Here is a 13,041-nt window from a genome sequence, read left to right on the forward strand (position 1 = left end):
GAAGGGAGTCAGCCCTTGACCGCCCCGGACGTCATCCCGGCGACGATCTGCCGGTTGAAGAAGAGGAACATGATCAGCGGCGGAATCGTGATCAGCAGGATGTTCATGAAGAGCAGGTTGTACTGCGTGGAGTACTGACTGGAGAAGTTGTAGAGCGTCAGCTGCACGGTCGCGTTCTTGTCGCCGGGCAGGAAGTACAGCGGGTTCACGAAGTCGTTGAACACCGCCACCGACTGAACCACCACGACCGTCACCACGACCGATCGCAGCAACGGGAAGATCACCCCGAAGAACAGCCGCAACGGTCCGGCGCCGTCGATGATCGCGGCCTCGTCGAGCTCCCGCGGGATGGTCGACACGAACGCCCGGAACAGCAGGATGCAGAACGACAACCCGTACGCGATCTCGATCAGGATCAGCCCCGGCATGGTCCGGAACAGCCCGAACTGCTGCAGTACCCAGATCGTCGGTACGACGGCCGGCGGGATGATGAGTCCGGCCAGCACCAGGAAGTTGATGAACGGGTTCCACCGGCTCTTCCGGCGCTGCAGGACGAACCCGGCCATCGCCGCCAGCACGACCATCCCGGTCACACTCGCGACCGTCAGGATGGTCGAGTTGATGAACGCGATCACCAGCATGTAGTCGCGGGCCTCGACCACTTCGATGAAGTTCTGCACGAACCGGAACTGGTGCGGCCAGGAGAAGTCGAGCAGCGCCGACTGCTGCCGGTCCTTGACCGCGGTCAGCACGATGAACGCGAACGGCACCAGGAAGACGACCACCGAGGCCACGATCGCGACCGCGCTGAGCGCGAGTTTGCGGCCCGGCCGGTGGTTGACGAGCTCCGCCGTACTCATAGCTCGACCTCCCGCCGGTTGAGGAACCACGACAGCGGCAGCACGACCGCGGTGACCACGACGAACAGAACGACGTTCCCGGCTGTCGACAGCCCGTAGAAGCCGGCCTGGTACTGCTTGTAGATCACCGATGCGATCACGTCCGAGGTGAACCCCGGACCGCCACGCGTCATCGCCCAGATCAGGTCGAACGACCGCAGCCCGCCGATGAGCGACAAGATGATCACGGTCACCGTCGCCGGCCGGGACAGCGGTAGCACGATCCGCCGGAACGTCTCCCACGAACCAGCCCCGTCGACGCGCGCAGCCTCGACGTACTCGCGCGGGATGGAGACGATGCCGGCGATGTAGATCAGGGTGGCCAGGCCGACGCCCTTCCAGACGTCGACCGCGGCCACCGAGAGCAACGCCCACTTCGGATCGGTCAGCCAGCCCGGTCCGTCGATGCCGATCACGCTCAGGGCACCGTTGATCAGGCCGCGTTCCGGGTTCATCAGAACCGTGAAGGTCAGCCCGATGCCGATCGTCGAGACCAGCACCGGGAAGAACACCACCGACCGAAGGTAGCCGCGGGCAACGATCTGCGAGGTGAGCAGCACCGCCAGCAGCAGCCCGAGCACCACCTTCGACCCGGACGTGACGACCGCGTAGATCAGCGTGTTGGTGAAGCCCTTGACCAGCGCCGGCTCCTGGAAGAACAGCTTGAAGTTGTCGAACCCGATGAACTTCGACTCGAACAGACTCCACCGGGTCAGGCTGAAGTAGAGCGAAGCGAAGGTCGGGACCAGGAACAGCACCCCGTAGATCAGCGCGGTCGGCAGGTAGAACCAGTTCGAGTAGGGGCGGTACACCCTCACCATCCCGCCAGCCCCAACTGCTGCGCCTGCTTCTTCACGTCCTCGTCGTACCGGGCGGCACCGTCCTTGGCCTTCCGGATGCCGGAGCCGACCTCGACCGTGATCTGCTCCAGCGACGGGCCCTTGACCGGTGAGAGGAACTCCAGCGCGAGGCTGGATCCACCCTCCTTGTCGAGGTAGGGCTGCATGTCTTTGATCGCCTGCGGTACGTCGTCAGGCAGCGTGCACCCCTTGACCGCGTACGGGCCGGTCGGGGCCGCGGCCTTGGACAGCGAGGCACACCCTTCGGGGCTGGCGAAGAAGGCGAGGAACTTCTTCGCAGCCTCGAGCTTGTCGCCGGTCGTCGTCTTCGGGATGTAGTTGGCGCCGGGCGTCCAGACGGTCAGGCCGTTCTTGCTCGCGTCGTCACCAGGCAACGCGAACAGACCGACGTTCTTGGCCGCCTCCGGATGGGTCGAGACCATGTTCGCGACCACACCGGACAGGTTCGGATAGTGCGCACCCTTGCCCTGGGCAAGCATCCGCAGGCCGTCCGGAAGCTTGGCCGAGGCGAAGTCCTTGTTCTCGTAGCCGGCGTCGTGGACGGCCTGGGTGTGCTCGAAGCCCTTCAAGGCGGCCGGCGAGGTCGCGTACTTCGCCTGGTTCTTGGTGTAGCGGTCGGCGAAGTCGGGCTCGGCGGCGGCCACGTTGTGGAAGTCGCCGAGCACGAACAGCTGCGAGGTCCAGGTCTCGCCGTACGTCTGGATCACCGGCGCGACCCCACCGGCCGCCTTGATCTTGGCGTTGTTCGCCATGAACTCGGCCCACGTCGTCGGAGGCTTCAGACCGAGCTTGGTGTAGACCGGGATGCTGTAGAGCACCCCGCCGCCCATGAAGCCGCCGCCCGGTACGCCGTACACCTGGCCGTCGGCGGTGACGGTCTTGGTGAAGTTCTCGTCGAGGTCCTTGAGATACGGCTGGTCGCTGAGCGGGACCAGGTTCTTCTGCGGCGCGATCGCCTGGAACAGCGAGCCGGTGTTGTAGTTGAACACGTCCGGCATGTCGCCGGTCGCGAGCCGCGTCTTGACGATGTTGTCGCCTTCGCTCCCGGCCGGACGGGTCTCGGTCTTGACCGTGATCGTGGGGTTCTTCGCGGTGAAGTCCTTGACGAGCTGATTGGCCGTCTTGATGTCCTGGTCCTGATTGCCGATCAGATAGGTGATCGTGACTGTGTTCGATCCTGGGCCCCCACCCGAGTCGTCGCTGGAACCGAGACTGCCCGCGCTGCACGCGGTCAGGGCGAGAGAACCAGCTGCCAGTACGGCGGCTCCTCGCATGCCTGGGCGGAACGTCATCATGACCTCCTAGGGGATTGGTGCGATGGGTCAGTGATTGAGAAGGGCCTCGAGAGCGGCTCTCACGGCGGCGGGATCACCTGCCGCTTCGGCGAGCCCGGTGGCGGGCTGATCGAGATACCGCTCCAGCCGGGCAGCCAGAGCGGCATCGTCTCCGGAGAAACCGCTCTCTCGTGATCCGGCGACCACGGCGTCCCAGGTCGCTTCGTGATCGATCAGTTGGCGCACGGTCGGATCAGTCGCGAGATCCGCGTTCTCGCGGAACGGATCTTGGGCGGTCCACTCGTGTGTGCCGTGCCCGACCTCGACCGGCGCACTCGCCCCCGGTACGGCGACCTGGGCGCGAGCGCCGACCGGAACGGTCACGGAGAGCGCGATCTCGCCGTTGCTCCGGTTCCACGCGACCGCGGCCTCGCCGTACGGCGTGAGGTGCCTGGCCGACGCGTTCTCGAGCTGTCCTGTGATCAGTGGCCTGATCGCCAGAGAGCGGTATCCCGGTGCGGCCGGCGCGAGACCGGCGACCCGGCGGTGCATCCAGTCGGCGACCGCGCCGAGGGCGTAGTGGTTGAACGACGTCATCTCGCCGGGGTTGATGCTGCCGTCGGGCAGCATGCTGTCGTACCGCTCCCAGACCGTGGTCGCGCCCATCGTCACTGCGTACAGCCAAGACGGGCAGTGTGTCTGCAGCAGAAGGCGGTACGCGAGGTCGGGATGTCCGGTATCGGCCAAGGCGTCGGCGATCAGCGGCGTACCGACGAAACCGGTACTGATCCGGAAACTCGCCGTACGGACGAGGTCCGCGAGACGCTCACCGGCCCGCTGCCGCTGCCGCTCGGTCGGCAGCAGCGCCCATTGCAGGGCGAGCGCATAGTTGGTGGCCGCGTCGCTCAGGACGCGTCCGCCCTCGGTCGTGTACTCGGCGGCGAACGCCTGCCGCACGCGCTCCGCGAGATCGGCGTACTGCGCGGCGATCTCGGCGTCGCCAACCACCTCGGCGGCCTTGGCAACGACCTCGGCCGACCGAGCCAGATGTGCGGTCGCGAGAACGTCGGGATCGGCCTTGGCGCGGAACGGGTTGTCCGGCGGCGCGGTCGGGTCGAGCCAGTCACCGAACTGGAAGCCGCCCGACCACAGCAGGTTGTTGCCGGCCAGCGCGGTGAGCTTGTCCACCCAGGCACGCATGCTCGGCAGCTGCCGAGCGAGCAGTCCGGCATCGCCGGTGCGGTTGTAGAGCACCCACGGCACGATCGTTGCCGCGTCACCCCATGCTGCGGTGGCCGGTTCCGGATTGCGCAGTACGTCGGGGATCACGAACGGCACCGAACCGTCCTTCATCTGCTCGGCCGCCAGATCCGCCAGCCAGTTCGTGAGGAACCCGGCGCTGTCGAACAAGAAGCTCGCGGTGGGGGAGAAGACCTGAATGTCCCCGGTCCAGCCCAACCGCTCGTCGCGCTGCGGGCAGTCGGTCGGGACATCGACGAAGTTGCCGCGCATACCCCACACGACGTTCTCGTGGAACTTGTTCAGCAGCTCGTTCGACGATTCGAACCATCCCGTCCGGCGCAGGTCGCTCCCGACGACGACCGCGGTCAGGTCTTCGAGACGAAGATCCGGTACGCCGGTCACTTCGGCGTACCGGAAACCGTGGAATGTAAGCGGGGAGTCGAGCACGACCTCGTCCGTGCCGGCCAGCACGTACGTGTCGGTGGCCTTGGCCGTGCGCAGCGGCCGCACCCCGAGTTCGCCGTTCTCAAGAACCTCGGCATGCCGAACGACGATCTCGTCACCCGCCGCACCACCGCGGACGGTGAGCTGGACGCGGCCGACGAGGTTCTGGCCGAAGTCGATCAGCGTCTTGCCGCTCGGCGACTCAGAGAGCGCTCTCGCCGGAATAGTGTCGGTGATCCGGACCGGCGGGCCGTCCGGAGCGACGAGGAGCCCGAGATCGGCGTCGAGAACATCGACGGGGGAGTCCGGTCCTGGTGACCGGCGCAGATCGGTGCGCTGACCATCGTACAGATCATCGGCCAAGATCGCGCTCTCTCGCGCGGTCCAGCTCTCGTCGGTGCCGTACGTGTAAACCTGGCCGTCGCCGGTGGTGACCTCGAGCTGAGCAAGGACCGCGAGCCGGGTGCCGTACACCTGGGCCTGGTCGCGGAAGCCGAGCCGGCCGCGGTACCAACCGTTGCCGAGCAGGAACTCGAGCTGGTTCTCACCAGGTTGGACCAGCTCGGTCACGTCGTACGTCTGGTAACGCAGGCGATGCTGATAAGCCGTCCAGCCGGGAGCCAGCTCGTCGTCTCCGACCCGGCTGCCGTTCAGCTCGCCGAGGTAGATGCCGTGCGCAGTCACGTACAGCCGGGCCCGGGTGATGTCACTCGGCAGGTCGAGCGCGGCGTTCAGCAGGGGAGCGGGCGACCCGAGCGCGTTGTTGCGCGGGCTGATGAAACGAGCAGTCCAGTCATCCGGACCGAGCAGACCGGCTTCGGCGCTCGCGGGCTCACTCCACTCGCTCCACGAGTCGGCCCCGCGGACCCGGATCCGAACCGAGATCCGTTCTCGCGAAACGAGCGGCTCTCCAGGCCATGGCACCAGCACTTGCTCTGCAGACTCCACGACGTACGACTGCGTCGTCGTACCAATGATCTCGACCTCGTACGCCGTTTGCGCGTAGTCGGCGGGCGCGGTCGCGATCTGCCAGGACAACCGTGGGGTGGCAGTCCCGAGGCCCAACGGAGTGTCGGTCCGGTGTTCGAAGCGGATGCTGCTCGGTGCGGCGAGGTTCGGCATAAGGCTCCAACCGTTGCGAATGAAACGATTCAGGGCCAGCTTGCTGCGGCGCGTCGCCGAGAAATAGTCCGGAGTGCACGAGTCCTAGCACGAAATGAACCTCGGCCCCTATCGTGAGGCATGGCCGACGAGCCGGTACGGACCCGAGGAACCCTGCTGCACTTCGTCGAGGGGACGATCGTGCACGCAGGACCGCATCTGCACGTCGATTCGCACCCCTTGCACACGCACAGTTTCTTCGAGGTCGCGCTGGTGATCGGCGGCGAAGGTGTGCACCACAGCCAAGCCGGCCGGCAGCGTCTCGAGCCCGGCGACGCGATCCTGCTCAGGCCCGGGGTGTGGCACGAATACGAGCAGTGCGTAAACCTCGAGGTCTACAACTGCTGCTTCTCAGCAGACCTCGTACGGCGTGAGCTCGCCTGGACCCGGGAAGATCCGCTGCTCGGCTATCTGCTCTGGACCGGACCGTTCTCCGAGCAGCGCCGCGGCGTGCTGAGCACTCATCTGGACGGCGACACCTTCATCGAGGCGCGTCGGCACCTGGATGGACTCCGGTCGTTGCGGGGCCGGCCGCTCGGTCTGCATCGCGGCGATCTCATCGGCTGGCTCTCGCTGTACCTGAGCTGCCTGGCCCGGAAGGTTGCCGAGGGCGACGATCTCCGCGCCCAGACCCATCCCGCCGTACTGGATGCGATGCGGCTGCTGGAGGCCGACCCGGCGCGGCCGTGGACACTGACCGATCTGGCCCAGGCGCTGCACCTGGCGCCCGGCTATCTGGTGCGATTGTTCAAGTCAGCGACGGGCATGCCGCCGATGGCTTATCTGTCTCGTCATCGCGTCGAACTGGCGGCCGTCCAGCTACTGCACACGGACCTGCCGGTGAGCCGGATTGGGGAGTCGGTCGGTTGGCCCGATCAGAACTACTTCGCCCGCCGTTTCAAGTCCCACTTCGGGCTGAGCGCCAGCACGTACCGGCAACGTTTCAATACGCCGAAGCTCAGCCCTTCCGGCTCGTGATCAGCATCTCCAGGCCGTCCAGGATCCGCGCGAGACCGAACTCGAGTCCCTGTTCGTCCTGACCGGCCGACCGCATCGCCGCGGCCAGGCTCGGGAACCGATCGCCATGAGTCGTGAGGATCTCGGCGAAGGCTCCGAGGAACGCCTCCTCGGTGAGTCGCTGGCGGCCGCCGGGCAGTGAGGTGGTCTGCAAGGCGAGCGCGCGGACATGGCCGGCCAGCACCATGACTGCGTCGAGCTGCTCACTGCCGTTCAGACCTGAGTCGGTCAGTGCCTGGACGCCGCGATCCATCCAGGTCAGTTCGTTCGGGCCGACCAGGCGGCGGCCGACGGTCGACAGCAGCAACCACGGGTGCCGCGTGAATCCCGCATAGAGATCCATCGACCAGGCGTGCAGCGCCTCGCGCCAGGGGAGCTCGGGACGTTCCGGTGGGGCGCCCATCGCGAGGTCGCTCATCACCGCGACCAGCTCGGCCTTGCCGGGCACATACCGGTAGAGCGCCATCTTGGTGACCGGCAGATCGTCCGCGACCCGCTGCATCGAGACAGCGTCGAGCCCTTCGGCATCGGCGATCCGGATCGCGGCCTCGGCGATCCCGGCCAGCGTGACAGCCGGCTTCGGCCCCCGGCTCGGCGGCTGCGCCGTACCCCACAGCAACTCGGTCATTCTGGGGCGCCCCTTCCCTGATCGGTTGATCTGTGTCTACCATACACATTATTGTGTCCACCGGACACAGTTAACTGGACGGAGCTGATGAGATGAAGATCCTGGTGTCAGGAGCGAGCGTTGCGGGCCCGTCGGTCGCGCTCTGGCTGGGCCGCGCGGGACACGACGTCACCGTCGTCGAGATCGCGCCCGCGCTACGCAAGGGCGGGTACGCCGTCGACTTCCGGGGCGAGGTCTACCTGACCGTGCTGGAGCGGATGGGCGTGCTGGCGGACCTCCGCGAGCGGCAGACCGGCGGTACGGCGATGCGGTTCGTGGACGAGTCGGGTCGGCAGCTGATGCGGTTGCCGGCCGAATTCGCGGGCGGCGAGCTCGAGGTCCTGCGCTCGGACTTATCCCAGGTGCTGTACGACCACGGTCGCGACGTGGCGGCGTACCGGTTCGGTGACTCGATCGCGAGCCTGCACGAGACGGCGGGTGGCGTGGACGTGACGTTCGAGAGCGGGCTCGAGGAGACGTACGACCTGGTGATCGGTGCCGACGGCATGCATTCGGTGGTGCGCCGGCTCGCCTGGCCGGCTGAGCAGGTGACCGAGCGTCACCTGGGGTACTACGTGGCCGGCTGGGAGGTGCCGAACACGCTCGGCGCGGTCGAGGACTCGTTGATGTACAACGTGCCCGGGCGGATGGCCGGTGTCGGCGTGGATGCGCGCAACCCGTCGCTGGCGGGGACGCTCTTCGTCTTCAAGTCGCCGGTGCTGACCTACGACCGGCGCGACCGCGACCAGCAGAAGGCGATTATCCACGAGCACTTCGCCGACCTCGGCTGGCGCGTCCCGGAGCTGCTCGCAGCGTTGCCGTCGGCAACCGAGTTGTACTTCGACTCGATCAGCCGCGTGCACGTCGACCGCTGGTCGACGGGCCGGATCGTCCTGCTCGGCGACGCCGGGTACGGCGCAACCTTCGGAGCACTCGGCACCGGTACGGCGGTCGTCGGGGCGTACGTCCTGGCGGGGGAGCTGGCCGTAGGCCGCGAGGGTGCGTTCGAGCGCTACGAGGACAGGCTGCGCAAGGCGACGTCGATGACGCAGGACGGCAGCCAGTCGGGCCGCTTCCTCGCACCGCCGAACAGGCTTGCCATCACTGCCCGCAACCGGCTGCTGAACAATCGGTTCCTGATGGGGCAGATGATCAAGCTGGCTCAGAAGATGAGCACCTTGATCGAACTGCCCGCCTACTCAATCCAGCACGGCTCAGGGGAGCAGGGGCAACTTGTGCAGGAATGACTCCCACGAGTCCGGGAGCCAGCCGGGCACGCCGAGCACAGCCATGTAGAGCCAGATGGCGACCAGCACACAGCAGAACAGCGCGATCGTGCCGAGCGTCTTCAGCCAGGCCGGCTGCTTGCCGGTCCAGGTGGTCAGCACCTTGACCCAGTCCTTGACCCGGTAGAGCAGTCGCTGGGCCCACTCGAACTCGCTCGCCAGGATCGCCAGACCCGCGATGAACAGGGGGATACCGCCCGGTCCAGGCAACCAGCCGGTCAGCGGCGCCGCGATGATCAGCACACCGCCGACCACGCCCACCACGATGCGATAGATCAGATGCTTCTTCGGATTCGCCCGGATCCGGCGCCGCCACTCCCACCGGTCGTCATCAGCGTCCAAGGTGATGTTGTGATCAGTGCGGTCGGGACTTTCCTGCTCGGCCACGGGCCCAGCCTACGTGCTGACCAGGCTGAAATCCCGGAATTACTGCTGACGAATCAGGCTCGCGCCGCGCGGCCGAATTCCCAGTGCCACGGCTCCTCGCGGCTGCCACCCTGGTCGGCCCACGACGGGTGCACCCAGCCGAACGCGGAGGCCTGGGCCTTCATCCAGCGGTACTGCGTGGTCCCGAACTTGTCGATGCCACCACACAGGTCGATGGCGATCCCCCAGCCGTGGTTCGACGTACCGGGCAGCGCGGCCAGGGACGGCTTGCGCGCGTACAGGCTCACCTGCGCCTGGTACGAGCGGTAGGAGTCGGTAATGCAGAGCGACTTGCCGAAGGCCTTCCGGTACGACGCTGCGAGCTGCAGGTAGGCCGCGGCGGCGTCACAGCGCAGCATGTGACCGTTGCCGATCGCACACAGTTTGCTGGCCGGGATCATGCCGTTGCTGTAACCGCCCCAGCCGATGGTCGCGGAGCCGGTGGCCAGGAACGGCATCGGGTTGACCGGGTCACCGCCGATCCGGACCTCGAAGTGCAGGTGCGCGCCGGTGGAGTTGCCCTCGCTGCCGACCGCTCCGATCCGCTGACCGGCGACGACCTGCTGACCGTCGGTCACGTTCACCTGGCTGAGGTGGGCGTACAGGGTTTCGAACCCGTTGCCGTGATCGACCCGGACCAGGTTGCCGGCCCAACTCGGGTGCTCGACCCGGATCGTGCCTGCGGTGACCGCGCGAACCGGCGTACCGAGTGCGGCCGGGAAGTCCTGGCCGGTGTGGTACCCGCTGGACCACAACGAGCCGGACTGGCCGAACGGCGTACCGATCTCGTACGTCCCGTCGGCGAGCGGCCAGGTCCACGCGCCCGAGCCGACGTTGACCGACGTACCGGTGTTGCCACAGCGGAAGTTGACCGCGTTGGAGCCTGCGGTCGGTGCGACCTGCGCCTTGGTGGGGGCGCCGAGCGTCGGGCGCAGCGCGGCCCAGAGGTTCTGCGGGACCGGAGTCACGACGACCGAGCCCTTGGACTCGTCGGACGCGATCATCTCGTCGTTGTCGAGGGCGATGCCGATGTGGACCAGGCCGAGCGAACGGCTGCCCATGAGCATGATGTCGCCGGGCTGGATCTGGTCCGGCGGGACCTGCTGGTAGCCGGGGTAGACCTTGCTGATCGTGTTCGGCAGTTTGGCGTACGGCGCCCACGCGGCGCGGGTCGCGCCGAGGCAGCCGTACTGGTCGGGGCCGCCGGCGTCGATCGCGTACGCGCGGCCGACCAGGTTGAACGCCTGGTTGACGGCGCGGATCGTCTCCGACGAGAGCACCCGGAGGCTCTTGCCGGGGACCGTCACCGAGGCCGCGCCAGGCACCGGCTGACCACCGGCGATGAGCGGGCTCAGACCGGCCGGGAGAGCGGCAGGGTCCTTGATCGTGGCGGCGGGCGGCAGCTTGACCTTGGCCGCGGTGAGCTCGGTCAGGTAGGCCTGCCAGCGCAGCAGCGCCTGCTGGTTGCGGGCCAGCTGGAGCTGCCTCGACAACTCAGAGGCGCCGTCGAGCTCCGGGAGCTGATCGATCGCGCGCGACGCGGCGTCGGCCGCCTTCTGCTTCACCTCGTTGCCGAGCTGCTGCGCCCGCTCGGCGGCCGCCTTGGCAGCCCCGCGCTTGCCGGCCGCTTCCGCCTTGGCCTTGTCGGCCTCGGCTCCGGCATTCATGGCCTTGTTGTACTGCGAGGTCTGCGTGGTGCCGAGCTGCTGGATCGCGGTCTGCCGGTCGGCGATCTCCTGCAGGTTCTCCGCGACCGGTGCCAGCGACCACAGGATCGACTCGGCACCGAGCTGAGTGGGGATGCCCAGCTGGTAGGCCTGCGCGGTGACAACGCCGAGTCGGCGACGCTCCTCGTCGGCCCGGCCGGTGGAGGTGTTGGCCGAGGTCTCGGCCTTCTTGGCCGCGGCCTCAGCAGCCTCGGCGGCCTTGAGCGCGTTGGTGTAGGCGATGGTCGCCTTGGCGAAGTCGGCCTGCAGTACGGCGGCCTCGGCCTGGAGCTGTTCGAGCGAGCGCTTGACGTCCGTGACGGAGGCCGGTGGGGGCGGTGTGGGCGTGCCAGCATACGCAGGCAGCGCCATCACTGCCAGCAGTGTGCCGAGCGCCGCGAACCGCAGCCCCCGACGGTTCCTCAGAACCATCAGGCTCCCCATTTGTCGTCTCGCCTCACGTGCGCAGACCGGACTAGCCCCCGCGCCCAGCCCAGCGTAGGCCCGGAACGGTCCTGACGAAAGCCCACTTCACTGAGTGTGACCAATCGGGCTCAGGTGCTGCCCGATCGTCACCTGGCTGGGGTGACCGACTAAAGTTCGGAGCATGGCCTCGCACTTTGACGTTGTTGTCCTCGGCGCAGGTCCGGGTGGGTATGTCGCGGCGATCCGCGCGGCTCAGCTCGGGCTCAAGACCGCCATCATCGAGAAGAAGTACTGGGGCGGTGTCTGCCTGAACGTGGGCTGTATCCCGTCCAAGGCGCTGCTGCGGAACGCGGAGCTCGCGCACATCTTCCGGACCGAGAAGAAAGCGTTCGGGATCAGCGGTGAGGTCAGCTTCGACTTCCCGACCGCCGTCCAGCGCAGCCGCAAGGTCGCCGACGGCCGGGTCAAGGGCGTCCACTTCCTGATGAAGAAGAACAGCATCACCGAGTTCGACGGGTGGGGCTCGTTCACCGACGCGAACACCCTCGACGTGACGCTGAACGACGGCTCCTCGGAGACCGTCACCTTCGGCAGCTGCATCATCGCCACCGGCGCCACCACCAAGCTGCTGCCGGGCACCCAGCTGTCCGACCGCGTGGTCACCTACGAGGAGCAGATCCTCACCGAGGAGCTGCCCGGCTCGATCGTGATCGCCGGCGCCGGCGCGATCGGTGTCGAGTTCGCGTACGTCCTGGCCAACTACGGCGTCAAGGTCACCATCGTCGAGTTCCTCGACCGGATGGTCCCGCTGGAGGACCCGGACGTCTCCAAGGAGCTCGCCCGCGCCTACAAGAGGCTCGGCGTCGACGTCCTCACCTCCACCCGGGTCGACGCGATCGACGACTCCGGTTCCACGGTCAAGGTGACGGTGACCGGCAAGGACGGCGTACAGAAGACCATCGAGACCGACAAGGTCATGCAGGCGATCGGCTTCCAGCCGCGCGTCGACGGCTACGGCCTGGACAAGACCGGCGTGCAGCTCACCGAGCGCGGCGCGATCGGCGTCGACGGTCTCTGCAAGACCAACGTGCCGAACATCTTCGCCATCGGTGACGTCACCGCGAAGCTGATGCTCGCGCACGCCGCCGAGGCGATGGGCGTGATCGCCGCCGAGACGATCGCCGGCCACGAGACCATGGAACTCGACTACGCCATGATCCCGCGGGCCACCTTCTGCCAGCCGCAGATCGCCAGCTTCGGCTACACCGAGGAAGAGGCCAAGAAGCTCGGCCACGAGGTGAAGGTCGCCAAGTTCCCGTTCACCGCCAACGGCAAGGCCCACGGCCTGAACGACCCGAACGGTTTCGTCAAGGTCATCAGCGACGCCAAGTACGGCGAGCTCCTCGGCGCCCACCTGATCGGCCCCGAGGTCACCGAGCTTCTCCCCGAGCTCACCCTCGCCCAGAAGTGGGATCTCACCACCAAGGAACTGGCCCGCAACGTGCACGCCCACCCCACCCTCTCCGAGGCCCTCCAAGAAGCCTTCCACGGCCTCGAAGGCCACATGATCAACTTCTGATCACCCCCCGACCGGGCGCCCGCGGACCCTCCGCCGGCGCCCGTTCGCATACCC

General features: G+C 67.2%; 10 protein-coding genes. 3 read left to right on the plus strand and 7 right to left on the minus strand.

All coding sequences use genetic code 11. From position 1 onward, the window contains the following. Positions 1-8: 8 nt before the first annotated feature. The 4 genes from E1261_RS06230 to E1261_RS06245 are packed head-to-tail and all read right to left on the minus strand — an operon-like array spanning position 9 to position 5,841. Positions 9-860: a carbohydrate ABC transporter permease gene (locus E1261_RS06230; protein ID WP_132403236.1), complete on the minus strand. Its 852-nt coding sequence runs from the start codon at positions 858-860 to the stop codon at positions 9-11. After that, positions 857-1,720 carry a carbohydrate ABC transporter permease gene (locus E1261_RS06235; protein ID WP_238176035.1) on the minus strand — a complete coding sequence of 288 codons (864 nt, stop codon included), beginning with the start codon at positions 1,718-1,720 and terminating at the stop codon, positions 857-859. The genes E1261_RS06230 and E1261_RS06235 overlap by 4 nt, the downstream gene beginning before the upstream one ends. Beyond that, a complete protein-coding gene (locus tag E1261_RS06240) occupies positions 1,714-3,051 on the minus strand; it encodes an ABC transporter substrate-binding protein (protein ID WP_132403239.1) in 1,338 nt (445 codons plus the stop codon). The genes E1261_RS06235 and E1261_RS06240 overlap by 7 nt, the downstream gene beginning before the upstream one ends. A gap of 30 nt (positions 3,052-3,081) precedes the next feature. Beyond that, complete coding sequence (locus E1261_RS06245) at positions 3,082-5,841, minus strand: alpha-L-rhamnosidase (RefSeq protein ID WP_132403242.1); 2,760 nt, start codon at positions 5,839-5,841, stop codon at positions 3,082-3,084. A 120-nt stretch (positions 5,842-5,961) separates the two neighbouring features. On the opposite strand from E1261_RS06245, the gene E1261_RS06250 reads away from it, so the two are divergent. Then, complete coding sequence (locus tag E1261_RS06250) at positions 5,962-6,858, plus strand: AraC family transcriptional regulator (RefSeq protein ID WP_132403245.1); 897 nt, start codon at positions 5,962-5,964, stop codon at positions 6,856-6,858. On the opposite strand, the gene E1261_RS06255 is transcribed toward E1261_RS06250, so the two are convergent. Next, entirely contained in the window at positions 6,839-7,525 is a 687-nt protein-coding gene (locus tag E1261_RS06255) for a TetR/AcrR family transcriptional regulator (protein ID WP_132403248.1), read from the minus strand. The two genes, E1261_RS06250 and E1261_RS06255, sit on opposite strands and share 20 nt — an antisense overlap. 92 nt (positions 7,526-7,617) lie before the next feature. Between E1261_RS06255 and E1261_RS06260 the strand changes: the two genes are divergently transcribed. Beyond that, complete coding sequence (locus tag E1261_RS06260; RefSeq protein ID WP_132403251.1) at positions 7,618-8,811, plus strand: FAD-dependent monooxygenase; 1,194 nt, start codon at positions 7,618-7,620, stop codon at positions 8,809-8,811. Here the strand turns inward: E1261_RS06260 and E1261_RS06265 are convergent. Beyond that, positions 8,779-9,237 carry a PGPGW domain-containing protein gene (locus E1261_RS06265; RefSeq protein ID WP_132403254.1) on the minus strand — a complete coding sequence of 153 codons (459 nt, stop codon included), beginning with the start codon at positions 9,235-9,237 and terminating at the stop codon, positions 8,779-8,781. The two genes, E1261_RS06260 and E1261_RS06265, sit on opposite strands and share 33 nt — an antisense overlap. 53 nt (positions 9,238-9,290) lie before the next feature. Continuing rightward, positions 9,291-11,414 (minus strand): peptidoglycan DD-metalloendopeptidase family protein, encoded by a 2,124-nt coding sequence (locus tag E1261_RS06270; RefSeq protein ID WP_132403257.1) that lies wholly within the window; start codon positions 11,412-11,414, stop codon positions 9,291-9,293. Positions 11,415-11,589: 175 nt separating this feature from the next. On the opposite strand from E1261_RS06270, the gene lpdA reads away from it, so the two are divergent. Then, complete coding sequence (gene lpdA, locus E1261_RS06275) at positions 11,590-12,987, plus strand: dihydrolipoyl dehydrogenase (protein ID WP_132403260.1); 1,398 nt, start codon at positions 11,590-11,592, stop codon at positions 12,985-12,987. The last annotated feature ends 54 nt before the right edge of the window (positions 12,988-13,041 follow it).

It is taken from the genome of Kribbella albertanoniae (genome assembly GCF_004348455.1).
GTDB lineage: Bacteria > Actinomycetota > Actinomycetes > Propionibacteriales > Kribbellaceae > Kribbella > Kribbella albertanoniae.

Coding starts and splice junctions, on each gene's coding strand:
- E1261_RS06250 (WP_132403245.1), top strand. CDS start 5,962: ATGGCCGACGAGCCGGTACGGACCCGAGGAACCCTGCTGCACTTCGTC.
- E1261_RS06230 (WP_132403236.1), bottom strand. CDS start 860: ATGAGTACGGCGGAGCTCGTCAACCACCGGCCGGGCCGCAAACTCGCG.
- E1261_RS06235 (WP_238176035.1), bottom strand. CDS start 1,720: ATGGTGAGGGTGTACCGCCCCTACTCGAACTGGTTCTACCTGCCGACC.
- E1261_RS06270 (WP_132403257.1), bottom strand. CDS start 11,414: ATGGTTCTGAGGAACCGTCGGGGGCTGCGGTTCGCGGCGCTCGGCACA.
- E1261_RS06255 (WP_132403248.1), bottom strand. CDS start 7,525: ATGACCGAGTTGCTGTGGGGTACGGCGCAGCCGCCGAGCCGGGGGCCG.
- E1261_RS06260 (WP_132403251.1), top strand. CDS start 7,618: ATGAAGATCCTGGTGTCAGGAGCGAGCGTTGCGGGCCCGTCGGTCGCG.
- E1261_RS06245 (WP_132403242.1), bottom strand. CDS start 5,841: ATGCCGAACCTCGCCGCACCGAGCAGCATCCGCTTCGAACACCGGACC.
- lpdA (WP_132403260.1), top strand. CDS start 11,590: ATGGCCTCGCACTTTGACGTTGTTGTCCTCGGCGCAGGTCCGGGTGGG.
- E1261_RS06240 (WP_132403239.1), bottom strand. CDS start 3,051: ATGACGTTCCGCCCAGGCATGCGAGGAGCCGCCGTACTGGCAGCTGGT.